Annotated in this window: 22 protein-coding genes; 8 read left to right on the forward strand and 14 right to left on the reverse strand. The window is 68.2% G+C overall.

What is annotated here, in order from left to right; translation table 11 throughout:
* The first annotated feature begins 13 nt into the window (after positions 1-13).
* Positions 14-2,443, forward strand: a complete 2,430-nt coding sequence (locus tag LFM09_RS19985) for a hypothetical protein (protein ID WP_414098001.1) — start codon at positions 14-16, stop codon at positions 2,441-2,443.
* Here LFM09_RS19985 and LFM09_RS19990 read toward each other — a convergent pair.
* Entirely contained in the window at positions 2,430-3,353 is a 924-nt protein-coding gene (locus tag LFM09_RS19990) for a proline dehydrogenase family protein (protein ID WP_414098002.1), read from the reverse strand. The two genes, LFM09_RS19985 and LFM09_RS19990, sit on opposite strands and share 14 nt — an antisense overlap.
* A gap of 87 nt (positions 3,354-3,440) precedes the next feature.
* Positions 3,441-5,066 carry an L-glutamate gamma-semialdehyde dehydrogenase gene (gene pruA / locus LFM09_RS19995; RefSeq protein WP_414098003.1) on the reverse strand — a complete coding sequence of 542 codons (1,626 nt, stop codon included), beginning with the start codon at positions 5,064-5,066 and terminating at the stop codon, positions 3,441-3,443.
* A gap of 112 nt (positions 5,067-5,178) precedes the next feature.
* On the opposite strand from pruA, the gene LFM09_RS20000 reads away from it, so the two are divergent.
* Entirely contained in the window at positions 5,179-6,687 is a 1,509-nt protein-coding gene (locus LFM09_RS20000; RefSeq protein WP_414098004.1) for a PucR family transcriptional regulator, read from the forward strand.
* Here LFM09_RS20000 and LFM09_RS20005 read toward each other — a convergent pair.
* From LFM09_RS20005 to LFM09_RS20040, 8 genes are all read right to left on the reverse strand, one after another.
* Complete coding sequence (locus LFM09_RS20005; protein ID WP_414098005.1) at positions 6,669-7,298, reverse strand: YidC/Oxa1 family membrane protein insertase; 630 nt, start codon at positions 7,296-7,298, stop codon at positions 6,669-6,671. The genes LFM09_RS20000 and LFM09_RS20005 overlap by 19 nt on opposite strands.
* 41 nt (positions 7,299-7,339) lie before the next feature.
* A complete protein-coding gene (locus LFM09_RS20010) occupies positions 7,340-7,621 on the reverse strand; it encodes a DUF6412 domain-containing protein (RefSeq protein WP_414098131.1) in 282 nt (93 codons plus the stop codon).
* A 13-nt stretch (positions 7,622-7,634) separates the two neighbouring features.
* Positions 7,635-8,342: a hypothetical protein gene (locus LFM09_RS20015; RefSeq protein ID WP_414098006.1), complete on the reverse strand. Its 708-nt coding sequence runs from the start codon at positions 8,340-8,342 to the stop codon at positions 7,635-7,637.
* Positions 8,339-8,911: an RNA polymerase sigma factor gene (locus LFM09_RS20020; protein ID WP_414098007.1), complete on the reverse strand. Its 573-nt coding sequence runs from the start codon at positions 8,909-8,911 to the stop codon at positions 8,339-8,341. The genes LFM09_RS20015 and LFM09_RS20020 overlap by 4 nt, the downstream gene beginning before the upstream one ends.
* Before the next feature lie 60 nt (positions 8,912-8,971).
* A complete protein-coding gene (locus LFM09_RS20025; RefSeq protein WP_414098008.1) occupies positions 8,972-9,565 on the reverse strand; it encodes a uridine kinase in 594 nt (197 codons plus the stop codon).
* Positions 9,562-10,104 (reverse strand): DUF402 domain-containing protein, encoded by a 543-nt coding sequence (locus LFM09_RS20030; protein ID WP_414098009.1) that lies wholly within the window; start codon positions 10,102-10,104, stop codon positions 9,562-9,564. Before LFM09_RS20030 ends, LFM09_RS20025 begins: the two co-directional genes overlap by 4 nt.
* Positions 10,082-11,371, reverse strand: coding sequence for an FAD-dependent oxidoreductase (locus tag LFM09_RS20035; protein WP_414098010.1), 1,290 nt, complete (start codon positions 11,369-11,371; stop codon positions 10,082-10,084). The genes LFM09_RS20030 and LFM09_RS20035 overlap by 23 nt, the downstream gene beginning before the upstream one ends.
* Before the next feature lie 69 nt (positions 11,372-11,440).
* Positions 11,441-12,835 (reverse strand): GAF domain-containing protein, encoded by a 1,395-nt coding sequence (locus LFM09_RS20040; protein WP_414098011.1) that lies wholly within the window; start codon positions 12,833-12,835, stop codon positions 11,441-11,443.
* A 158-nt stretch (positions 12,836-12,993) separates the two neighbouring features.
* Between LFM09_RS20040 and LFM09_RS20045 the strand changes: the two genes are divergently transcribed.
* Positions 12,994-14,331: an aldehyde dehydrogenase family protein gene (locus LFM09_RS20045; RefSeq protein ID WP_414098012.1), complete on the forward strand. Its 1,338-nt coding sequence runs from the start codon at positions 12,994-12,996 to the stop codon at positions 14,329-14,331.
* 18 nt (positions 14,332-14,349) lie between these two features.
* On the opposite strand, the gene LFM09_RS20050 is transcribed toward LFM09_RS20045, so the two are convergent.
* Together LFM09_RS20050 and LFM09_RS20055 are read right to left on the reverse strand one after the other, a co-directional pair.
* The gene (locus LFM09_RS20050) at positions 14,350-15,915 is read right to left on the reverse strand and encodes a beta-N-acetylhexosaminidase (protein ID WP_414098013.1); all 1,566 of its coding nucleotides are present in this window, start codon (positions 15,913-15,915) and stop codon (positions 14,350-14,352) included.
* Between the two features lie 376 nt (positions 15,916-16,291).
* Positions 16,292-17,764, reverse strand: coding sequence for a CHAD domain-containing protein (locus LFM09_RS20055; RefSeq protein WP_414098014.1), 1,473 nt, complete (start codon positions 17,762-17,764; stop codon positions 16,292-16,294).
* 153 nt (positions 17,765-17,917) lie between these two features.
* Between LFM09_RS20055 and LFM09_RS20060 the strand changes: the two genes are divergently transcribed.
* The 3 genes from LFM09_RS20060 to LFM09_RS20070 are packed head-to-tail and all read left to right on the forward strand — an operon-like array spanning position 17,918 to position 19,507.
* A complete protein-coding gene (locus LFM09_RS20060; RefSeq protein ID WP_414098015.1) occupies positions 17,918-18,727 on the forward strand; it encodes a hypothetical protein in 810 nt (269 codons plus the stop codon).
* Positions 18,728-18,764: 37 nt separating this feature from the next.
* On the forward strand, positions 18,765-19,199 hold the full coding sequence (locus LFM09_RS20065) for an SRPBCC family protein (protein WP_414098016.1): 435 nt from the start codon (positions 18,765-18,767) through the stop codon (positions 19,197-19,199).
* Positions 19,196-19,507 (forward strand): ArsR/SmtB family transcription factor, encoded by a 312-nt coding sequence (locus LFM09_RS20070; protein ID WP_414098017.1) that lies wholly within the window; start codon positions 19,196-19,198, stop codon positions 19,505-19,507. The genes LFM09_RS20065 and LFM09_RS20070 overlap by 4 nt, the downstream gene beginning before the upstream one ends.
* Position 19,508: 1 nt before the next feature.
* Here the strand turns inward: LFM09_RS20070 and LFM09_RS20075 are convergent, their stop codons facing one another.
* Both LFM09_RS20075 and LFM09_RS20080 read right to left on the reverse strand, forming a co-directional pair.
* Positions 19,509-21,044, reverse strand: a complete 1,536-nt coding sequence (locus tag LFM09_RS20075) for an amidohydrolase (protein WP_414098018.1) — start codon at positions 21,042-21,044, stop codon at positions 19,509-19,511.
* Between the two features lie 10 nt (positions 21,045-21,054).
* On the reverse strand, positions 21,055-22,305 hold the full coding sequence (locus LFM09_RS20080; protein ID WP_414098132.1) for a lysine N(6)-hydroxylase/L-ornithine N(5)-oxygenase family protein: 1,251 nt from the start codon (positions 22,303-22,305) through the stop codon (positions 21,055-21,057).
* A 92-nt stretch (positions 22,306-22,397) separates the two neighbouring features.
* Between LFM09_RS20080 and LFM09_RS20085 the strand changes: the two genes are divergently transcribed.
* Positions 22,398-23,345, forward strand: coding sequence for a methionyl-tRNA formyltransferase (locus tag LFM09_RS20085; RefSeq protein ID WP_414098019.1), 948 nt, complete (start codon positions 22,398-22,400; stop codon positions 23,343-23,345).
* A 63-nt stretch (positions 23,346-23,408) separates the two neighbouring features.
* Entirely contained in the window at positions 23,409-24,050 is a 642-nt protein-coding gene (locus LFM09_RS20090) for an HNH endonuclease family protein (protein ID WP_414098020.1), read from the forward strand.
* Positions 24,051-24,078 lie beyond the last annotated feature (28 nt).

Below are 24,078 nucleotides of genomic sequence, written 5' to 3' on the forward strand. Positions count from 1 at the left end.
CGACTATGAGGCTGTGGACCGAGCACTCAGCGTCGCCGCACTGCTGGACCCCACCCACCAGGTGGTCCCCTTTCACGGCAGAGAATCCGAACTGCACGCCCTGGCGCTCTGGCGCGACAGCCCGGCGCCACAAGCGTCTCTGCTGTTGCACGCCCCGGCCGGCGCGGGCAAGACCAGGCTGCTCCAACGGTTCGCTGAAGAGTTCGCAGCGGAGCACGAGGAGGAGCACGGCAGGCTGCTGCTGATCGACGACGCCGACCGCCTGACCTGGAACGACATCTTCCTGCGGCTGCAGGACACGCTCCGGCACGGACCGGCGCGCACGCGGGTGCTGCTGGCGGCGAGGACCACGGGCTGGTGGTGGTCCTCCACCCGCCAGCGCATCGCGGACTTCGACCACGAGGTCACCGACCTCGCACTCGAACCCACAGTGGCAGACCGCGCCGAGTCGTTCACCCTGGCCTGCCAGCACTTCGCGAAGCAGCTCAACGTCACCGCGCCCGACGAGCCCCCGCCGAACATCGCCCAGGAGACGGTTCTCGACCTGCACATGGCCGCGTTGACCGCGGTCCACGGCGACCCGTGCGACGTCAACCGCACCCAGCTCGTCCGCCGGCTCCTCCAGCACGACGACGGTCCCAAGATCGGCCGCATAGCCGAGGACTACCTCGCGGTCGCCACCCCGGACGCCCCGGACCCCGACCTGCTCGCCCGCGCCGCCGCGCGCTGGCCGCACCTGCGGACCAGGCTCGACGAGCTGATCGACGCCGATCCGGAGATCGTCAAGGACCTCGCCCGCGACAGCCTGCGCATCGCCGCCGAGATCGGGTCGTTCAAGACCGTCGACCACATCGCCCGGCAGGTCTTCCGCGACGAGCGGTTCGCCACCGACTGCGTTCCGGCGACCCTCACCGAACGCCTCATCGAACGGGCCCAGGACACCCTCGAACGCGCCGAGATGTACGGGATGCTCAGCGCCCGCACCGCACTGTGCGGCCTCCGCGAGGAAGCTGTGGAGGCTTCACGGCAAGAGGTCGAGTGCTACCGCGAACTCGTGGCGGAGGACCGGGAGAACCGGCCGCTGCTCGCGGACTCGTTGGGGGACCTCGGTTTGCGGCTCATCGCCGTGCACCGCAACGAGGAAGTCCTGCAGGTGTCCGAGGAAGCGATCCAGCTCTGGCACGAGATCGCGATCGACGACCCGGAGACCGCCCCGCAGCTCGCCGCCGCGCTGGAGCAGATCAGCTACCGCTACCAGGCGCTCGCCATGCCCGAAGCGGCGATGGACGCCATCAGCCGGTCCGTGCTGATGTACCAGGAGCTCGCGAAGATGCACCCGGCGCTGTTCCGCGCCGACTTCGCCAGGGTCGCGGGCACGATCGCGCGGAGGTTCCACGCCCAGGGCGAGAACGCGCAGGCCGCGGACTCGATGCAGCTCTCGATCGCGAACTGGCGCATCCTCTCCCAGGAGGATCCGCGCTACGAACCCGAACTGGCGCGCAACCTCGCGGCGGCGGGCAGCATGCTCGTCGAGCTGCGGCGGGCCGAGGCGGCGCACGAGACGTTGAAGGAGGCCGTGGACGTCTTCCGCCGCCTCGCCGTGGTGAACCCGCAGACGTTCCGGGCCGAGCTGGCGGACGCGTTGATGCGGCACAGCAAGGCGTTGCGCGACCTGTGCGAGGACCCGGACGCCAAGCTCACCGCGCAGGAGGCCGTGATGCTGTGGCGGGAGACCGGTGACCAGAAGGGGCTCGGAACCGCGCTGCTCAACGTCGTCGAGGTCGCGCACGACTACGACGCCGAGCTCGTGGCGGCTCAGGAAGCCGTTGAGGTGTACCGGGAACTGGCCGCCGAGAACACCGTCTGGCACCAGGCCGACCTCGCCGTCGCGCTGGCCGCGCTGACCGAGCAGCAGCTCGTCCAGGACCAGATCGACACGGCGCTCCTCACCGCGGCCGAGCTGTTCGACATCGTGCGGCGGTTGCCGTCGCAGCTCGTCGACTTCTTCGGTGCCAGGCTCGCGACCGCGATGCAGCCCATGACGGCCACACTGTCCGAAATGGAGTATCACGCGCACGCGCTGGAGTCGTCCGAGCTGATGCTCGACATCTGGCGTGCGCTGAAGGACAAGTCGTCGGACGCCTACATCGGGGCCGTGCAGCAGCACGCGTGCAAGCTCCGCGGCGCCGAACGACGGGTGGAAGCCCGGAACACCGCGCACACGGCTGTCGTCCTGTGGCACATGTCGGGCAAGGACCTCGACCGGGAGGCCGGGTACGCCGACACGCTCACGGTCTACGCCAGGCTCTGCGCGGAGACGAAGTACGAGCTGAAGAAAGCACTTCAGCTCACCCACCGCGCGGTGAAGATCATGCGCGAGGTGGGTGAGCCGGTGAAGCTGGAGTTCGCCCTGGAGACGGTGGAGGCGCTCAGCTCTTCGTGAGCAGCGACCGCGCGAAGAACGCCACGTTGGCCGGACGCTCCGCGAGGCGGCGCATGAAGTAGCCGTACCACTCGTCGCCGTAGGGCACGTACACGCGCATGCGGTTGCCCTCGGCGGCGATGCGGCGCTGCTCCTCGGGCCGGATGCCGTACAGCATCTGGAACTCGTAGGAGTCCTTGGACCGCGCGGAGGCCAGGTCGGCGGCGATCGCGATCAGGCGCGGGTCGTGCGAGGCCACCATCGGGTAGCCGTCGCCCTCCATGAGCACCTTGAGGCACCGCACGTACGACAGGTCGACGTCGTGCTTGTCCTGGTACGCAACGGAAGCAGGCTCCTGGTACGCGCCCTTGCACAGCCGCACGCGCGAACCGGCGCAGGCGAGGTCGCGGCAGTCCTGCTCGGTCCTGCGAAGGTACGCCTGGAGAACCGCGCCGACCCACGGGAAGTCCACCCGCAGCTCACGCAGGATGCCCAGCGTGGAGTCCGTGGTGGTGTGGTCCTCCATGTCCAGCGTGACGGTCGTGCCGACGACCGCGGCCGCCGCACAGATGCGCCGGGCGTTCTCCAGCGCGATCTTCTCGCCGTCGATCGGCAGCGACTGGCCGACCGCGGACAGCTTGACCGACACCTCGGCACCGTTCGTGAGGCCGTGCGACTCCAGCCGGGCCAGCAACGTCAGGTACGCCTCGACGGTGTCGTTGGCCTGCGACTCCTCGACGGTGTCCTCGCCGAGGTGGTCCAGCGTGACCAGACGCCCGTCGCCCAGGACCTCGGCCGTTGCGCGAATCGCCGCGTCAACGTCATCCCCGGCGACGAACCGCTCAACCACGGGCCGCGTCAACGGCGTCGACTCGACCAACTTCCGCGCACCCGCACTGCGGGACGCCGCGAGCAGCACACTACGCATCAAGATCACTTCCTCGGGATGCAGTCCATGAGGGTGACATTCATGGACTTGTGGTCCATGAATGTCACCCTCATGGCTTTTCGGGCTGGGTCAGCCCTGGTGCGGGTGGAGGTGGTTGGTGGGCGCCGCGAACGTCTCCTTGATGGAGCGCGGGCTGACCCAGCGGAGCAGGTTGTGGACCGACCCCGCCTTGTCGTTCGTGCCGGACGCGCGGCCGCCGCCGAACGGCTGCTGGCCCACGACGGCACCGGTCGGCTTGTCGTTGACGTAGAAGTTGCCGGCGGCGAACCGCAGCTCCTCCTGCGCGTGCGCCACGGCAGCGCGGTCACGAGAGATGATCGAGCCGGTCAGACCGTAGGGCGCCGCGTTCTCCATCTGCTTGAGAACCTTGAGGTAGTCGGCGTCCTCGAACACGTGGATCGCGAGCACCGGACCGAAGAACTCGGTGGTGAACACGGAGTTCGACGGGTCGGAACCGAGCAGCACGGTCGGCCGCACGAAGAAGCCGTCCGAGTCGTCCGCGGTACCACCGGCGGCGATCTCCAGCGAGGAGTCCGCACGCGCGGCCTGCAGCACGCCCGAGAGCTTGTCGAACGAGCGGCGGTCGATCACCGCGCCACCGAAGTTCGAGAAGTCGGTGACGTCGCCGTAGGTCAGCGCGTCGACCTCGGCCAGGAACTGGTCCTTGATCTTGTTCCACACCGAGCGCGGCACGTAGGCGCGCGACGCGGCGGAGCACTTCTGACCCTGGTACTCGAACGCACCGCGGATCAGCGCGACGCGCAGCACGTCCGGGTCGGCCGACGGGTGCGCCAGGATGAAGTCCTTGCCGCCGGTCTCGCCGACGATCCGCGGGTACGAGCGGTAGTTCGCGATGTTCGCGCCGACCTGCGCCCACAGCTTCTGGAACGTCGCGGTGGAGCCGGTGAAGTGGATGCCCGCGAGGTCGGGGGAGCTCAGCGCGACCTCGGACACGGCCAGGCCGTCACCGGGCAGCAGGTTGATGACGCCCGGAGGCATGCCGGCCTCTTCGAGCAGACGCATGGTCAGGTGCGCCGCGAACGACTGCGTCGGCGACGGCTTCCACAGCACCACGTTGCCCATCAGCGCGGGCGCGGTCGGGAGGTTGCCGGCGATCGCGGTGAAGTTGAACGGCGTGATCGCGTAGACGAAGCCCTCCAGCGGGCGGTGGTCCGTGCGGTTCCACACGCCGGGGGAGGAGATCGGCTGCTCGGCCAGCAGGTTGCGGGCGAACTGCACGTTGAAGCGCCAGAAGTCGATCAGCTCGCACGCGGAGTCGATCTCGGCCTGGATCGCGGTCTTCGACTGACCGAGCATCGTCGCGGCGTTGAGGGTCTGGCGCCACGGGCCGGCGAGCAGGTCGGCGGCGCGCAGGATGATCGCCGCGCGGTCGTCGAACGACATCGCGCGCCACGCCGGGGCAGCCTCACGGGCCGCGCGCAGGGCGTCGGTGGTGTCCTGCTGGGTCGCGCCGGCGAGCGTGCCGAGGACGGAGCGGTGGTTGTGCGGCTGGACGACGTCGAAACGCTCGCCGCCACCCATGCGCTGTTCGCCACCGATGGTCAGAGTCAGCTCGAGCGGCTCCTTCTGCAGCTCGGCCAGCTTGGCCTGCAGCTCCGCGCGCTCCGGGGTACCGGGGGCGTACTGCAGCACCGGCTCGTTGACCGGGGCGGGAACCTGGGTGACAGCGTCCACTCGGCAACTCCTCCTCAAGATGTGGGGTGCCCAAACCGTAAGTCCGCGCAGGTCACCCGCTGTTGTGCAACTGGCCAAGATTCACCGTCTCGGATGTACGATCGGACAGGTTATGAGTCTTCGGCACATCCTGATCGCGCTCGGCGATCCGCTCGTCGAACTGCAGGTCGCCCCGAACGGCCTGGAGGTCGAGGTGCGCGATGTCGTGATCATGGATCCGGACGACCCGCCGGACGTCGCGGCCGGTGATCTCGCGCTGCTCATCGGCGCGCGTGGCCGGGCCGCATTGCCGCTGATCAGGGCCGCTGGACGGGCCAAAGCCGCCGCGGTGGCGGTCAAGGAGTCGTCGCAGGCTCTCGAACAGGCTGCGACCGACGCGGGCGTGGCGCTGCTGGAGGTCCGGCCGGAGGTCCGCTGGGGACACCTGGAGTCGCTGGCCAAGGGCGTGCTCACGACCACGACCGACGACGGCGAGGTGCTCGGCGACCTGTTCGCGCTCGCGCAAACGATTGCGACCCTGACCGGCGGCATCGTCAGCATCGAGGACACCGCGAGCCGCGTCCTCGCGTACTCCCGCTCGTCCGACGAGGTCGACGAGCTGCGCCGGCTCTCCATCCTCGGCCGCCAGGGCCCCGAGCCGTACCTGAAGATGCTGCGCGAGTGGGGCGTCTACAACCTGCTCCGCTCCGGCGAAGAGGTCGTGCGCATCGACGAACGCCCTGAGCTGGGCATCCGCCGCCGCATCGCCGTCGGCATCCACGCGGGCTCACAGCCGCTCGGCACGATCTGGGTGCAGGAGGGTGACCAGCCGCTCAACGACCAGGCCGAACGGGCGTTGCTCGGCGCCGCCCGCGTCACCGCCCCGCACCTGATCCAGCAGCGCAACCAGCCGACGTCGCGGTTCCGCGAGAACCTGCTCGCCGCCCTGCTGACCGGCCGGATGGACGCGGCCACGGTCGCCGGTCAGATCGGTGCCGACCCTCGCAAACCCGCTGCCGTGGTGGTGTTCGCGCTGCGGGGCGGCGAGGGCGACCGCAGCGAACACGAGCTCCGCCGTGCCGAGATGACCGGCCTGATCTCCGTGCACGCCGCGGCCTACCGGCGCAGCGCCCTGGTCAGCGAGTCGGGTGGCCGCACCTACGTGCTGCTCCCGGACCTCGCCCCGAACGCCCAACTCCTGAGTCTGACGCGCGAAATCGTCACCACGGCCCGCCGACACCTGCACACCTCGGTCCAGGCGGCGGTCGGCTCGACCGTGTCCACTTTGGACGACGTGCGGATCTCCCGGCAGGAGGCCGAACGCGTGCTGGACGCGATGGCCCGCGACCTCGACGCCGAGGTGGCGACGCTGGCCGACGTCCGGTCGCAGGTGCTGGTGAGCGAGATCCTGGCGTTGCTGCAGGACAATCCGCGGATCCGCGATCCCAGGATCGACGCCCTGGATCCCGAGCTCGCGAAGTCGTTGCTGGCCTACCTGGACGCGCTGGGTGACGTGCGCGCCGCCGCGGAACGGCTGCACGTCCACCCCAACACGTTGCGGTACCGGCTGCGGCGGATCGACCTCGACCTGGACGACCCGCTGGTCCGGCTCATCGCCCAGCTTCAGCTCAGGATGCGGTAGAGCAACGCCCGTTCCGCGATCGTCCACGTCGTCGTGGTCAGCAGGTACAGCCCGGCGGCCAGCGGCAGGTACGCGGCGACCAGGATCGTGCCGAACGGCAGCACCTTGATCAGCCCGTTCATGAACCCCGGCGTGGGCGTCGGTGACGGGTTGGCGGCCATCCGCGACTGCTGCCAGCGCACGGTCAGGTACGCGACCACCGCCAGCAGGCCGAAGAGCGCGAAGAACACCCAGGAGAAAGTGCCCATGAAATGAGCACTTAGCGGAACCCCGAACAAGACACCGTCCAGCAGGGGGTTGGGGGTCGTGACCACCTGGTAGATGACCATGAAGAAGGGGATGGTCGCGAGCATCGGCAGCATGCCGGCGAACATCGACACGCCGTTGCGCTTGTAGACCTTCTGCGACTCCTCGGACATCCGCATGAGGTCCTTGCCGTACTTCTTCTGCAGCTTGGCGATCTCCGGGGCGAGCTTGGCCTTGGCCTTCTCGCCGCGCACGGCGGCGCGGTACAGCGGATGCAGCGCGATCCGCACGACGATGGTGAACAGCACGATGGCGAGCGCGGGCATGCCGAAGCTCGCCAGGGCAGCGCCCAGGTCAGCGAACAAGGGTTGTTTCTCCGTATCGAGTTGGGGACGAGCAGGACGTGTCAGAACGTCCGGCATCCCGGTGCTCGAGGACGGGGGCGACCCGCGGCGTCGGGGTCGCGCAGCCGCAGCTGGGCTGATCGTTGCGCACGTTCCCGGATCGCGAGCGAACGCGCTGGTGCCACCTGATGCGGCACCAGCGCGACCACGACGATCAACGCGAGGGCGAGCGCGGTCACGGCCGCGACGACCTCGGTGGGCGACGAGAACAACGTGAAGGCGTAGAGGGCGGGCAGGAAGACCGCGAGCATCAACAGTGCTCGGTTCTTGGTCTCCGGCCGCATCACGCCCCCGAGGCTACCGGTTCGTCGGTACCTGAGTCCCGAGAACGTGACCAGCCTCGTCGTACAACGTGATCAGCGACGCCTCTGCGGCGGAGGGCCACCAGGCGGCCACCCATCCCCGGTCGAGCGTCGTCGTCACCTGCCTGCCGTCAGCGGTGTCCACTCGGACGCGACGCACCTCCGGGCCGACGTGCCCGGTCAGCACCCGTGCGTTCGCCGCGGCCTCGACGGTGCGTCCCGCCAGCGTGGCGGTGAACCAGGTCTCGCCGAGGCTGAGTTCGCTCAGTCCGATCGTCCGGTACTCCGGGCCCTCGAGGCAGTACCCCATGGTCTCGGGGCCGGTCAGGACGGTGAGCACGACGTTCCCGCGCTGGTCGACCAACGTCTGTTCGGTCGGTGCCGGCTTCGGTGGGATCCCGGACTCCAGTGCGTCCGGGTTCGGCTTGAGGATCTTGCCGAACGTCGTGCGGCAGTCGTCGCTCGCCAGGACCGAGTCGGGGCCGGGAGCCCGTGGCTCGGCAGTCCACGAAGCGAACGCGGACGGGTTGGCGGCGGGCCACAGCAGGGTGCCGATGGCGACAGCCGCGGCAAGTCCGGTGGCGGGAACGGCGATCCGCCACCACTTGCGGGACGGCCTCGTGCCGATCTCGTTCATCAGCGCGTGCTTGCGGACTTGCACGCGCAACGGGTCGAGCTGCGGGATCTCTGGCGTGATGTTCACAGTGCCTCCTCAACCAAAGCGCCACGCAGGGTGCGTTGGGCGCGAGCCAGCCGGGACTTCACCGTGCCGATCGGAATCCCGAGCACCTGGGCGATCTGGGCGTGCGACAGGTCGGACCACGCGGACATCTCCAGCACCTCGCGGTCGGAGTCCGGCAGCTTCGCCAGTTCCGCGATCGCCGCCCGCGTCCTGATCTCCGCGTCCACCCGGCGTGCCACGTCCTCCGCGTGGTCGTCGTCGGCCGCGGGCTGCGGCACCTTCCCGAGCGCGGCCTCGTACCGCGAGCGGGATCGGTGGTGGTTGCGAGTGACACCGAGTGCAACGCCGTACAACCACGGCAACAGGGTCCATTCTTGGGACCCCTCAAGCGTTATTGACGCGCGTTTTCGCCAGGTTTCCATGAACACCACGGACACCAGGTCCTCGGCCACCGCCCATACGCCGGTGCGGCGCAGGCAGTACGCGAAGACGGCCTGCGCGTGGCGTTCGAACAGCACGCCGAACGCGTCCCCGTCCCCGTCGCGGACCCGAGCCCACAGTTCGTCTTCGGCTTTTGAATCTTCTGGCACGGTTCCTCCCCTCTGCCCCGTCTATGTCCGCAGGAGGCAGTGTGGTTCTCTTGGCCAGGTTCACGACTCGACCAGACCTGGCCGATCGGGGTGGTCGTAGCGGACGAAGAGGTCTGCCACCGGTTCGTAGTCGTCGAACGCGGGCAGCGTCCACTGCTGTTCCGTTGCCGTCTTGCGCTTCAACGCGCCAGGGGAGAGCCAGAGGTGCACGGTCAGCTCGGCCGGCAGCCACCGGTCCAGGAGCAGGGTGCCGTCGACGATCACGACGCCGTTCTCCGGAACATCGACGTACTCGGCGCGGCTGGCCCGGTCGGTGGCCGCGTTCCACAACGAGGGCAGCACCTTGCCGTCCAGCGCCGGGGCGAGCACCTCGCGCTGCAGGCCGTTGACGTCGAACCAGTCGTGCCGATACGAGTACGGGTCGGTGCGGCCGTGTTCCAGCCGCACCGACGCCGGTCGCAGGAAGTCCTCAGTGGACACCCGTTGTACCGAGCGGCCCAAGGCGCGCAACGGTTCCACCGCCGCGTCTGCAAGCTTCCCGGGTTCCGCGGCGGGTGCGCCGTCGATCAGCAGACGCACCCGGCCGGGCAACGCCGACACCCGTTCGACGATCTCGGCGACGAGCGAGTCGAAGGTCAGCGGACGAACCTTCACGGGTGCCAGTCCGCCCAGGCCGTGTCCCACCAGATCTCGCCGGACTCCAGCATCTTCTCGATCTTGCGGCCCTCGGCGCGGATCGCCTCGGCCTCGTCGAGCGAGTACTTGCCGGACGCCACCTGCTCCTCGAACTCGTCGAGGTCGCGCTGCTCCCACGTGCCGTCCGGCGCCATCGTGTAGTCCAGCGCGTGGTCGAGCGTCTCGAAACCGTCGTCGGTGCGGCGGTAGGGCGCCTGCAGGTTCAGGTAGTAGTTGCCGAACACCCGGTCGTCGCCCTTCCAGAAGAGGTCGACCGAGTAGGCGTCGTCGGGCCGGTGCAGCATCAACTTGCCGTGCCCGCGCCAGAACCCGCGTTCGGGCTTGTCCCACGGGTGCGGGTGGTGGTGGTCGGGGTAGGTGAGCCGGGTGCCGGGCTCCACGAACACCGCGAGCAGCCCCGGCTCGTCGACGACGACCCTGGTCGGCATCTCCGACCAGACCTTCCCGTGCAGCACCTCACGCCGCACCACTACCTCACCCGGCGTGAACAACCTCATCGGCCGAATCTACTTCAGGTCGATCTACGTGATCACGCCGCTCGTTCTCCTTGGCCATCATCCGGCGCTTCAGTGCAGGTACGCGGTTCACGACCCGCAGGAACGTGCGGAACATCGCGAGCGCCACCCGTCCGATCACGGGCTTGTGGACCGCGCCGCTGGAGTCCATCTGCTCGCGGGAGGCGAGCACCGCCTCGAACCCGTACTCGATCATCTCCCGCTCGTACTCGGAGATGGCGGTGATCAGATCCTTGCCGCGGGAGGCCTCGGTCAGCTTGCGGCACAACAGCTCCGCGTCCCGCAGCGCCGTGTTCGCGCCGATGCCGCGGCCGGGCGTCATGAGGTGCACCGAGTCGCCGATCATGGTGACGTTGCTCGACTTCCACGGCTGGAGCTTCTCCGACGTGCGGATGCGGATCTCGAACACCGTCTCCGGGTCGGCCAGGCGGACCATCTCCCGCAGGTTCGGGTGGTACTTCGGGGTCGCGTCGAGGACGGCCTGCTTGAGCTGGTCGCCGTCGAGGCCCTTCAGGTCGGGCAGCTTGTCGTGGGCGATCGCGTAGCCCCACATGATGTAGTCGTCTTCGACCCCCGTCCCGTCGAAGCGCATCACGTGGATGATCACGAACGCGCCCTTGGGTCCGTAGAGCAGCGTGACGCCGCCGTCGGCCTCTGGTGGCAGCAGCTTCACGGTCTCCGGCGTCAGCGGCAGCTTGCCCGCGATCGAGCTGATGCCGGTGTCGACGACCTTCGCGTGCGGCAGGTACTGCTTGCGCACCTTGGACTGCGCGCCGTCCGCGCCGACGAGGACGTCACCGGTCTCGGACGTGCCGTCGGCGAAGAACGCGGTGACCGTGCCGTCGTCGTTGCGGCTGAAGTGCGTGAAGGTCTTGTCGAACTGGACGACGTCGTCCAGGCCGTTGAGCAGTGCTGTTCGCATGGCGATGCGGCTGACGGAGTTCTCGCTGTGCCTCGGGTCGACCTGCTGCGGCAGCTCGGCTACCAGCAGTTCCTTGTACTTCTCGGTGCGCATGTTGATCCGCGTGGCCGGGCGGGCGGTGGTGCGGATGAACTCGGCGAACACGTCCGGCGGTAAGCAGCTGTGGAGCGCTTTGCTGCCGTCCGAGCTGATCCCGACCCGGTAGCCGATCAACATGCTGCGTGGCGTGCGGTCGCGTTCGAACAGCGCCACGTCCACGCCGGCCTTCTTCAGCCCGTGCGCCAGGCACAGGCCACCGGTCCCCGCTCCGATGATGAGTACGCGCACAGCAACCCCCTCCAACCAAGTCTCTTAGTTGGAAAGATATTCAGTTGGCGAGACTCTTGTCAACCGGGGTTAGTCGTCCTGACTGAGTCTCCTCATGCGGGCGTTGGCGATCGCTTGGCGCACGTCGTTGACCGGCAGCAGCCTGACCAGCTGTTCCAGGGCTTCCCAGTCGTGTTCGCCCGAGTCGGTCTGGGTGAAGGTCCACAGCGCGTTCGCGTCGCCACGCGACAGGACGGCCTTGCGCACGCCGCTGGCCAGGTCGTCGCGTTCGGCCAGCACGACCGGCGCCTCGGAGCGGGGGAGCAGCGCGCCGCGGTATCGGGAGGCAGCCAGGGTGACGTTGCCGTCCTTCAGCGCCGCCCGCACACCCAGGAAGTCCGCCTCGACGTCGGCCGTGAGCCGGTAGGGCCTGGTCGCGAGCACGTCCGCGCCCAGCTGGGCCCTGAGCCGGTGCAGCTCGGCGCGCACGGTCGTGGGGTTGCCGCGTTCGCCGTAGAGCCGCAGTGCCAGCTGGTCCGCGGACAGCCGGCCGTGCAACGCCAGCGCGCACAGGATCTCGGCGTGCCGCAGCGAGATCGGGATCTCGCGGCCGTCCAGCACGACCTTGGGTTCCTGCAGCAGGAACGACAGCGACAGCACCGACCGCCGCACGTGCCGCTGCCGTGGCACCCGCAGCAGGTAGCCCTGCGCGAGCGGTTCCAGCACCGCGTCCCGGCCGTCCGGCAGGCGCACGCGCTCCGACGACACGTCGACGCGGGACGGCAGCAGCCCGTACGGCTCCACCGCGACCACGCGTCCGGTCGGGCTGAGCAACGCGCCCGGCTCGCCGCGCAGGGCGATCAGGTGCCGCATGTTGCGGGCCCGCAGCTCCTCGTCCTGCGCGTGCATCCGCGAGAGCATCTCGGACTCGGCGAGCCGCGCCGAGGCGGACACCAGCGCCACCATCGAGGGGTGGACCGTCTCGATCGGGCCGCTCAGATCGACGACGCCGATGGTCTCACCCGTGTCGGGGTCGCGGATCGGGCTCGCCGCGCAGGTCCAGTGGTGGTACGTCCGCACCAGGTGCTCGGCGGAGTGGACCATGACGGTCGAGTTCACGGCCAGGGCGGTGCCCATGCCGTTCGTCCCGGCCGCGTCCTCCGACCAGCGCGTTCCCTCGGCCAGGCCGACGTCCTCCGCGCTGAGCCGGGTGTCGTTGGCGCCCTCGCACCACAGGATGTGGCCCTGGGCGTCGGCGACGATCATGATGTGCCGCGCCTCGCGCGCGAACCCGAGCAGGGTCTCGCGCAGCACGGGCAGGCTGGGCTGCAGCGGGTGCCGGTCCCGCAGATCCGGCAGCTCGTCCGCCGCGAACACCGTCGGCGCGGTGTGCAGGTCGGGATCCACGTTGGCGGCTAGTGACCGTTGCCACGACGCGGAGATGACGGAGCGTGGCGAATGCACCGTGCGAGTACCACTCAGCACGGCATCTCGTACCCGACTCAGCAACAGTGCGTGTTGCGCGGGGTCCTGGGTCACTGATCCATCCGCAACTTGCAACGAGCATGCAACGTTCTGCTGCCTACTTTCTCATTTTCCCCACCCGAGGCACTCAGCAGGCCATCCAAACCACGGAGTCGAGAATGACGCAGTACGCGGCACCGGGTCAGCCCGGCAGCGTGGTCGCGTACCGGCCTAGGTACGACCACTTCATCGGCGGAGACTACGTACCTCCGGTTTCGGGCGAGTACGTCGAGAACGTCACGCCGGTAACCGGCGAGGTCTTCACCGAGGTCGCCCGCGGCACCGATGCGGACCGGGCCCGTGCGCTGCACGCGGCCAGCGGCGCCGCACGAGCGTGGGGAAGTGCCACGGCACGAGAGCGCGCAACGGTGCTGGTCGAGATCGCGGACCGGGTGGAGGAGCACGCGACCGAGCTCGCGGTCGCCGAGACGTGGGACAACGGCAAGCCGGTGCGCGAGGCCCTGGTCGCAGACGTGCCGCTGCTGATCGAGCAGTTCCGCCAGTTCGCCGCCGTCATCCGCACCGAGGTGGGCCAGGTCGAGCAGCTCGGCCGCGACACCTGCGACTACCGTTCGTTCCAGCCGCTCGGCGTGGTGCACGAACGGCTGCCGTGGACGTTCCCGCTGATGAACGCGGGCCGGGTGCTGGCACCCGCGCTGGCCGCCGGCAACGCGGTCGTGCTGGAGCCCGCGCTGCAGACGCCGGCGTCGATCCACGTGCTGCTCGGCGTGATCGCCGACCTGCTGCCGCCCGGTGTGGTGAACGTGGTCACCGGATCCGATGACCACCCGGTCGTGGCGGGCCGCTGCCCCAACATCTTCTTCTCCGACGTCGCCGCCCAGCGCGACGGCTACCTGGACAAGGCCCTCGAAGGCTTCGCGATGTTCGCGGCCAACCAGGGCGAGGTCGCCACCGCCCCGTCCCGCGCGTTGATCCAGACCGCGGGCTACGAGGAACTGCTGCACATGGCGACGGTTCGCACGGAGCAGATCCGCACCGGCGACCCGCTCGACACGGACACCATGATCGGCGCGGTCGTGTCGCTTGCGCAGCGCGATCGAGTTCTTGCGTACATCGAGCGCGGCAAGGCCGAGGGCGCGCGCCTGGTGACCGGCGGCGACGCCTCCGGTCACTACGTCCAGCCCACGATCTTCGAGGGTGATCACCGCTCCGCCGTGTTCTCCGACGACGTGCTCGGACCGGTCGTGTCGGTGACCAGGTTCGACGACCGCGACGACGCGGTGAAGATCGCGAACGAGTCCACCGCCCAGCTCGGCGCCGGCATCTGGTGCCGTGACGTCGCGCTGGCGCACAACGTCGGCCAGGAGCTGCGCGCCGAGCGGGTGTGGGTCAACAACTACTACGCGTACCCGGCGAACACCGCGGTGCTCGCCGAGTACCGCCGGGTGAAGCACCTGCTGGTCAGCTACTCCGACCGGGCGCAGGGGTACTTCTAGGGGCCTGACTTCCGGGACCTACTTCTTCCAGGGCACCTGGGTGCTTGCGTAGTAGTTGATGCCCTGGATCTTCCAGCGGGGTCCTTGCGCGCCCAGGCGTGGGGCGAACCTGTCCCAGTTGTGGTTCGCGGCGGTGGACCAGCCGAGCTCTGCCGCGACTGGCAGACGCGGGAACGCCATCTGCTCGATGTCGGAGCTCGTCTTGATGGTCTCGGTCCACAGTGGAGCTTCCACGCCGCGGATGCTCGCTTCGGTGACGCCGTTGAGGTAGGCGCCCGGGTTCCAGCTGTAGGCGTCCTTGACCTCGACGTAGCCGGCCCAGTTCAGGCCCAGCTTGGTGTTCTTGTTGTACTTCATGTCGAGGTAGATGCGGTTGGCCGGTGACATGAGGATCTTGTTGCCGCGCTGGGCGGCCGCGGCCACGTTCGCGTCGGACGTCGTGGTGCCCCAGAACTGCGGGACCAGGGTGGTGTCCTTGGTGGTCTTGATGAACTCGTGCCAGCCCGTGGTGGTCTTGCCGTACTTCTTGACGATCGGCAGGACTCGGTTCATGAACTTGACGTAGTCGGCGTCGGGGGTGCTGAGCGCTTCGTCGCCGCCGATGTGGAAGTACGGGCCGGGGGTGATGGCTGATACCTCGCGGACCACGTCTTCTACGAACTTGTAGGTGATCTCCTTGCTGATGCAGAGGCTGGAGAAGCCCACGTCTGTGCCGGTGTAGAGGGGGCGCTTCTTGTTGTCGCAGTTGAGTTCGGCGTAGCTGGCCTGGGCTGCGTTGGTGTGGCCTGGCATGTCGAACTCCGGGATCACGGTGATGCCGCGGTTGGCTGCGTAGGCGACCAGGTCCTTGTACTGGGCCTGGGTGTAGAAGAGGTTGCCCTTGCGGCCGCCTACTTCTGTGCTGCCGCCGATCTTGGTCAACTCTGGCCAGCTGGTAATCTCCAGGCGCCAGCCCTGGTCGTCGCTCAGGTGGAGGTGGAAGTAGTTGATTTTGAAAGCCGCGATTTGGTCGATGTAGCGCTTGACCTGGTCTGGGGTGAAGAAGTGGCGGCTGACGTCGAGCATTGCGCCGCGGTGTTGGTACCTCGGGTAGTCCAGGATGCTTGCGCCTGGGACGGTCCAGGGGCCTGGTTGCTTGGTTTTGGCTTCTGATTTGGGCGGCAGGAGCTGGCGGAGAGTTGAGACGCCGTTGAAGTGGCCTGCTGGGGTGTTTGCTCGGATGATCACCTGTTTGGGGGTGACGTCCAGTTGGTAGCCCTCTTGGCCGACCTTGGGGTCGGCGTTGTTCAGCAGGACTATGCCGTCGCCGGTTACGCCGTCGGTGATCGGGAGTTGGAAGCCTGTTGAGGGGCGGAGGATGCTTGCCAGGTGTTCCGCGGGCTTGCGGGCTGTTGCCGCGCCCAGCTGGATCTTGGCTTCCGCGGTGAGGGCGAAGGTGATGTCCGCGCGCGGGGTGGTTTGGACCGGTTGGGGGACTAGCTCTTGCAGCGTGGTCGCGGCTTCTGCTGCTTGTCCGGTCACCAGCACTCCTGATCCGGCCAGGACCAAGGCCGTGAGTGCTGCGCGCACTCGGGTTCTTGTCACGCCATCCTCCAGGGCAAGGGGGGACCTTGTGGTGGCGGCGAGGGTTCACGGTTTCAGGGGTGGGTCTGGGATGTCAAGGTTTAGACCAATGAGCGCGGCCGGGCGGGTGGTCACCTTGCGGGCGGCGAGTCCTGTTCAAAGATCGGGACTCCGCCCCGGACCCCGCCAATCTGATCAAGGACCGGCCAGCGCCACACGCGGGTAGATGGCACGCCTGTTGCTCAGGGCGGCTTGCTGTTGCGCAGGTGCTTGCGTTGGTGCGGTGGTCCCGTCACGAGCCGCACCAGAGCGAGCGGCAAGAGCTGTGGCACGACTCGTGACGGGACCACCGCACCCGGCCCGTAAGGAATAGAGGGCTCGGATTCGCCTTCGCGGTTTAGAGGTGTTCCTTGCTCAGCTTCTTCCACAGGTTTGGGAGTTCGGCTTCCGTCTTGTGCGCCAGTTCGACTTCCTTGCCGTAGAGCAGGCCGAATGTGAAGCCGTTCTCGTCGCCCCTGCCCAGTTCCAGCAGGACCGGACGTGCCACCACTGAGTCCTGGTGGTCGCCCAGCAGCGTTTGGACGTCCTTCGCTCGCTTGCGCAGGTGCGTGGCGTGCTTGCCGAGGGCGGGTTCGGCCACCTCGGCGGAGTAGCGGAGGCGTTTTGCGGCCTTGCGGGCCTCGTGGAGCGGCTCGTCGCTGTCGTTGGTTGCGAGCGCGGCTTCTACTCGGACGTCCAGGCGGTGGCGGGCCTTCTCCACGAGCTTGGGGAGGACGTCCTTGGCCTTGCCGGACGCGAGCTTCGTAAGTGGAGGTGAGGTGAGGAGGGTGTCGATGGAGTTCAGGAGGGCGAAGTAGCGCTTGTTGTCCAGGGCGGCTACGGAGTCCTTGTGGGCCTTGGCTTCCAGTGGTGCGAAGTAGCGCGTCATGCGGGCCGCGACGTCGCCCAGGACCACCTCGGGTGGGAGGGAGTGCAGGCCGTCTTCGAAGCGCATGCGGAGGACTTCCAGGTCTCGGGAGGTGCCGAGGACTGAGGCGAGCCACTTGAGTTCGTCGGTCAGCGCGCGGGTGGAGTCGCGGTCGACGATTTTGCCGAAGGCTTGGAGAGCGGAGCGCATGCGGCGGGTGGCTACTCGCATCTGGTGGACTGCGTCGTCCTCGTTGCGGCGGACTCGGGGGTCCTGGTTTTGGAGGGCGGCGCGTTGTTCGTGGAGGTAGGCGAGGACTACCTCGCCTGCGGTGGACTTTTTGGTGATGGTGGGGATGGCGTCTCGTTTTACGCCGATCACCTGGGAGAGCTTGGACTTTGAGGAGGACGGGTGGATGCCTGCCTCGCCCAGGTGTTGTTCGACGGTGTCGAGGAGTTTGCGGTCGCCGCTCTCGCCCAGCTCGACTTCGATCTCGCGCCACGAGGTGGTGGTGGTCGAGGAGCCCATGGTTTGGGCGGTGACCACGTCGTCCACTACCTCGGCCAGGAGTTCGCCGTTGCCGTTCGTCAGTTGCCAGCGGCGGCGGTTGGTGCGGATTTCGGCGATGGGCCCCAGGCCGGAGCCTCGGGTGTGGGCTCGGACCAAGGAGGAGAGGTCTTTGGGCGGCTGTTTTACGGCGCGGCCCAGAGGGGCTCGGACCTCCTGGCGGGAGTCTTCGCCTGCGGGGAGTTTGAGGTGCCAGCCCTCGTCGTCGCCGCCGGTTCGGCGGCGCAGGGTTACGCCGGCTCGGGCCAGGCGGTAGTCGTCGGTGTCGAAGTACGTGGCTTCGAGATCGAACTCTTCCGGGCCCGTGGCCACGCCGGTGATGTTGGTGAGGTCCGGCAGACTCGCGTCCGATGGGGCCTCGTACTTGCGTTCGGTCTCAGTAACGGAGGTCGCCATTTACTAGTAATACCTCGTTTCGTTGCTGTTGACCCAGTGTGGTGACGGTGCGTGATGGGGGATTGCCTCGGGCGGGCGGAAAGTCGGCCTCGAATGCGTGCAATTGCTGGGTACCCGCTTGGCGGGGGTGGGTGTGTCCGGTTCGCTGGTCGGGTGCCCACGGAGAAGGAACGGCTTGATGTTGTCGAGCCGCAGGTCGCCACGTTGATCAGTCACGTTGGACAGTTGACGGCTGAGCTCGAGCGGGTCACCGCTCGGTTGACGGTGTTGGAGCGGCGGTTGTCGGGGGCCGGGGACGGGCCGCTGGTGGACCTGGACGCGGTGGCTGGGGACGTCGCGCCGCTGGTTGAGGCGTTGCGGAAGGCTTGGGACGCGGAGCAGGAGATCTTGGCGGATCCGGCTCGGGTCGAGTTGCGTCAAGAGGTGCTTGAGTTCGACGGGCTCAAGGCTCGGCGGGATGACGCCAAGTCCAAGTTGGACGGTGGGCGGGTTCCTCGGTTCGAGAGGGACGCGTTGTCGCACGAGGTGCGGCAGATGGAGTGGTTGATCAACGCCAACGAGGCCAGTGCCAAGCGGGCGGCTGAGCGGTTGGACGCCGACGAGGACGCGGTCGGTGAGGACTGGCGGACCGAGGCGGTGCTGGCCGGGGACAAGGCTCGCGGGGAGATCAAGGACGCTGCCGCGCGGCGCATCTCGGAGGCGTTGGGGCAGTACGCGCGCATGCCCGTGTGGTTCCGGGTCGGGTTGGGCGAGATTCCCACGCCTGATCCCTCGTTCTGGCTGGAGTCGGCCATCGCGGTGCTCGCGTATCGGCTGGAGTACGGGGTCGTCGACGCGGTCTCGCCGCTCGGTACGCCGCCGTCGGCTTCCAGCGGGTGTCAGAACTGGGTTCGGCGCACGAACGTCTACGCGGACATCACCGACCGGCTCACGACGCTGGCCGCCACGTTCCACCTGCAGTAGTCTTTCTGCAACCGCTGGGTTGCAGGAGGTGGCGGCAGTGGACCGGATCGAACGCGATGTGCTGATCAACGCGTCGCAGCAGCGGGTGTGGCATGCGCTGACGTCGGCTGAGCACCTCGGCACGTGGTTCGGTGATGCCGGGGCGACGGTGTCGGAGCTCGTGGCCGGTGGCGAGGTCACGCTGACGTGGGCCGAGCACGGGACCGGGCGTGCGATCATCGAGAAGGTCGAGCCCGAGTCGTTCTTCTCGTGGCGCTGGTCGGGGCCGTTGGGACCGGATCCGGTGCCCGGCAACGCGACGCTGGTCGAGTTCACGCTCACGCCCAAGGACGGCGGCACGCTGTTGCAGGTGGTCGAGAGCGGGTTCACGGGGCTCGACCTGCCGTCGGAGGAGCAGGAGAAGTACGCGTCCGGCAACGTCGACGGCTGGGGCCACGAGCTGGACGAGTTGCGGGAGTACCTGGAGAAGTGAGTCAGGTCGATGATGTGCTGGCCGCGCTTGCTGATCCGATGCGCAGACGGATCCTCGATCTCGTGGCGGCCAAGGGGGCTGTGTCGGCGTCGGCGCTGGCCGGCGAACTGCCGGTGAGCCGGCAGGCGATCGTGAAGCACCTGGCCGTGCTGGAGAAGGCCGAGCTGGTGGCGTCCGAGCGGGCGGGCCGGGAGAACAACTTCTCCGTCCGGTCCGGCGCGCTGGACGCCACCGCCACGTGGATGGCCTCGCTGGCCTCGCAGTGGGATCGGCGGCTGGCCGCGATCAAGAAGATCGCCGAAGGTTGATTCAGCGCTGCGGGATGAGGGTGCCGCCGACCATCGTGGCCAGGACCGGGATGTCCGCGATCGCGTCGCTGGTGCGCGGGTCGTCGCCGAGCACCACGAGGTCCGCGAGCTTGCCCGGCGTGAGGCTGCCCAGCACGTGCTCCTTGTGGCACGCGTAGGCGCTGCCGAGCGTGTACGCACGGATCGCCTCCTCGACGGTGATCGCCTCGTCCGGTCCGACCGCGCGGCCGCCGGAGGACCGGCGCCGCACCATGAACTCGATGGCGCGCAACGGTGCGCCGTCCGCGACCGGGCGGTCCGAACTGCCCGCCACGGTGATGCCGTGGTCGAGGAACGACCGCCCGCGGTACATCCAGGGTGCCCGCTTTTCGCCCATGATCTCGCTGTAGTCGTCGCCGTAGGACCAGAGGAACGTCGGCTGGACAACGGGTATCAGTCCGAGGGCCGCGATCCGTTCGAGTTGTTCTGGACGCACCAGGCCGCAGTGCTCGATGCGGTGCCGGGAATCGGGGCGTGATCGCTGGGACTGCGCCTCGGCCACCGCGTCCAGCGTGAAGTCGATCGCGCGGTCGCCGATCGCGTGGATCGCGAGCTGCCAGCCGGCGTGGTGGCCGTCGATGATCGCCGCCCGCATGGCTTCCTCGGAGTCGGCGAGCTGACCTGTGTTGTCACTTCCCGCGTAGGGCTCGGACAACGCGGCGGTGCGGGCGATCATGCCGCCGTCGGTCCACAGCTTGAGGGCGCCCAGCGACAGCATGTCGTCGCCGAAGCCGGTGTGCAGGCCGAGGTCGATCGCCCGGGAGATGCCGTCCGCCGCGTCGGCGGCGACGGGCTGCAGCACGGTCGCGGAGACCATGAGCTGCACGCGGATCGGCAGCCGAGCTCGTTGGTACGCGGCGGCTTCCAGGGGGCTGCTCGCGATCAGGCCCGCGCCGATGCCCGCCTCCGCGCACATCGTCACGCCCTCGGACAGCACCTGGCGTGCGCTCTCGCGCAGGTCGGTGATGATCTCTTCGATCGAGTGCGGCAGTCGCAACGACCGTGCGGCCAGCTGCTCGTTCTCGGTCAGCCAGCCGTCGCTGGTGATCTCCGGAAGCTGTTTCAGGACAACGGTGTTGACGACGCACGCGTGCCCGGAGAGATCGGCGACGTACACAGGTCTGCCGCTGCTGACCGAGTCGAGGGCCGTCGCGGTGAGCGGGCGGTCCATGATCCGCGGGTCGTACCCGGAGGCCTCGATCCAGCCCTCGCCGGGAGCGCCGGAGAGCCGTTCGAGCACCTGGGCCACGGCGGTCAGCCCGGTCACGTCGACGGTTCGGCTCCGGCGGCCGTTCCACGCGAGGTGCGTGTGGGCGTCGATGAAACCGGGCAGCACCACGGCGTTGCCGAGGTCCACGGTCTCGGCGGCGGGCAGGTCGGCGATTTGCTCGTCGAGGCCCGCGATCCGGCCCTGCCAGATGCCGATCGTGTGCGCGGCGGGGCGCGCCGGGTCCATCGTGATGGCCCGGCAGCCCGTCAGTTTGAGATCCAGTCTCACCCGGCCAGTCTTACGCGGTGGCGAGGACCGGCACAGGGGTGTTGGTCAGCACGGACGCCAGGATCTCACCCGAGCGCACCGCGACGTTGGACAGCAGGGACGACGTGATGCCGTGCGAGTGCTCGGTGCCGCCCTGCAGGTAGATGCCGCCGCGCAACGACGACTTCACGCGATAGTCGCGGCCCACGACCAGACGGCCTTCTTCGTCACGTGCGCAGGTCTCGTCGAGCGAACCGAGGATCGGCGCGGCCTCGTCGTAGCCGGTCGCGAGCAGCACGAGGTCCGTGTCGAGGAACTCCTGCTCGCCGGTGACCTGCGACTGGATCACGGCGCGGGCGCCGGTGGAGGACTCCTCGACGGCGACGAGCCTCGTCATGTTCAGCATCTTGAGGCGCTCGGTGCCGAGGACCTTCTCCTGGTACATCGTGCGGTAGAGCTGGGAGATGAGGTCGATGTCGACGACCGAGTAGTTCGTGTTGCGGTGGTAGCCCATCAACCGCTGCTTCACCGCGTCCGGCGCGTCGTAGTAGTGGTCGACGGCCTCGGGGTCGAAGATCCGGTTCGCGAACGAGCTGTCGTCGGCGGGGGAGTAGCCGTAGCGCGAGAAGACCGAGCACACCTCGGCGTTCGGGAACTCGCGGTGCAGGTACGCCACGGCCTCCGCGGCGCTCTGGCCGGCGCCCACGACGACGCAGCGCTCGGGGTCCTTCAGCTCGGCGATCCGGTGCAGGAACTGGCTGTTGTGCCACACGCGGTCCGACAACGCGATGCCGTCCGGCACGGTCGGGCGCAGGCCGGTGGCGAAGAGCAGGTTGCGGGCGCGATACACGTCACCGGTGGCGGTCGTCACCTCGAACAGGTCGTCCGCGATCGCTTCCACGCCAACGGCTTCGGCGTTGTAGGCGACCAGGTCGTCGACCTGCGCCGCGGCCCACTCGAAGTAGTCGTGGAACTCGACGCGCAGCGGGAACAGGTTCTTGTGGTTGACGAAGTCGATCAGCCGGCCGCGGTCCTGCAGGTAGCAGAGGAACGAGAAGCGGCTGGTCGGGTTCCGCATGGTGACCAGGTCCTTGAGGAACGACACCTGCATGGTGGCGTCGTCGAGCAACATGCCCCGATGCCAGCCGAACGCTTCCTGACGTTCGAGGAACACCGCGGTGACAGGGGTTTCGGCCTGCTCGTTGTGCTCGGTCAGAGCGATGGCGAGCGCCAGGTTCGACGGACCGAACCCGATACCGACGATGTCGTAGATCGGATGCATGAGCACCTAACTTAGGGCAGCCTAAGCTAATCTGCAAGCCGCTGGTTAGGTTAGCCTGACCGTATCCCACCGCGCAGAAGGAGGACACCCCCATGAGGGTCGTCATGTTCGGGTTCCAGACCTGGGGACATCGCACCCTGCAGGCACTTTTGGCATCTGAGCACGAGGTCGTCCTGGTGGTGACGCACCCGAAGGGGGAGGGCGCGTACGAGAAGATCTGGAGCGATTCCGTCGAGGATCTTGCCCGCGAGAACGGCGTGGAGGTCCTGATCCGCGAGCGTCCCGAGGACCAGGAGCTGCTGGACGCGCTCAAGGCCGCGGACCCCGACGTGATCGTCGCCTGCAACTGGCGCACGTGGATCCCGCCGCAGGTCTTCGCGCTGCCCAAGCGCGGCACGTTGAACGTGCACGACTCGCTTTTGCCGAAGTACGCGGGCTTCTCGCCGTTGATCTGGGCGCTCATCAACGACGAGAAGGAAGTCGGCGTGACGGCGCACATGATGGACGACACACTCGACGCCGGCGACATCGTGCTGCAGCGCTCGGTCCCGGTCGGCCCGCGCGACACGACGGCTGTCCTGTTCGAGAAGACGCTCGAACTGTTCGGCCCGATCACCGTCGACGGCCTCGCCGAGATCGCATCCGGCCGGACCGACTTCGTGAAGCAGGACCGTTCGCAGGCCTCGTTCTTCCACAAGCGCGCCGAGGAAGATCTCCGGATCGACTTCACGTGGACCGCCGAGGAGCTGGACCGCCTGGTGCGCGCGCAGTGTGCCCCGTACCCGAGCGCGTTCTGCTTCCACCGCGGTCAGCGCCTGGAGATCATCGAGGCGGACTTGTCTTCCGAGGTCTACGGCGGCACACCCGGCCGCATCTTCTACCGCGAGGGCGACGGCGTGGCGATCGTCGCGGGCGCCGAGGCCCGGCGCGGCCGCAGCAAGGCGTTGCTGGTCAAGAAGGTTCGCACCGCCGACGGCACCGAGCTCAAGGCGCACGAGTACTTCAAGAACATGGGCGGGTACCTGACCTCGCGTCCGTGACCCCGACACGCTGATCACGGGCCGGGTGACCGGTCCGTGATCAGCATGGTCGATCATTGGCGCATGAATCGCGCCGCGGTGACGTCACTGGTGGTCTTCGTGCTGCTGGTGGCACTCGGCTGGTACCTCACGGAACTCCAGTCCTCCAAGGAGAATCCGCCCACCCCCACCCAGTCCGCTCCGGCCGGTTCGTCCGATCTGGGGGCGTTGAAGATCGCGCCCGAGAGCAAGATGGCCGGCTACAGCCGCGACCGGTTCCCGCACTGGGCCTCGCAGGGAAACTCCTGCGACACCAGGGAGATCGTGCTGCAGCGCCAGGGTGCCGACGTGAAGTCGGACAAGGACTGCAAGGCGGTTTCGGGTACCTGGAACAGCGTCTACGACGGCGTGGTGATCAAGGACGGCGGCGACGTCGACATCGACCACACGGTGCCGCTGGCCGAGGCGTGGCGGTCCGGTGCGGACAAGTGGACCGACGAGGAGCGCAAGGCGTTCGCGAACGACCTCGGCGGGATCCAGCTGATCGCGGTGACCGCGAAGTCGAACCGCTCCAAGGGCGACCAGGATCCGGCGAAGTGGAAGCCGCCGGTCGAGGCGTACTGGTGCACCTACGCGCAGCACTGGATCTCGGTGAAGATCACTTACAAGCTGACGGTGGATCAGGCCGAGCACGACGCGCTGGCCGCGATGCTCAAGGCTTGCTGAAACGGACGACGCGGCTCGACCCCCCAGC

Source organism: Lentzea alba, from assembly GCF_047445655.1.
GTDB lineage: Bacteria > Actinomycetota > Actinomycetes > Mycobacteriales > Pseudonocardiaceae > Lentzea > Lentzea alba_A.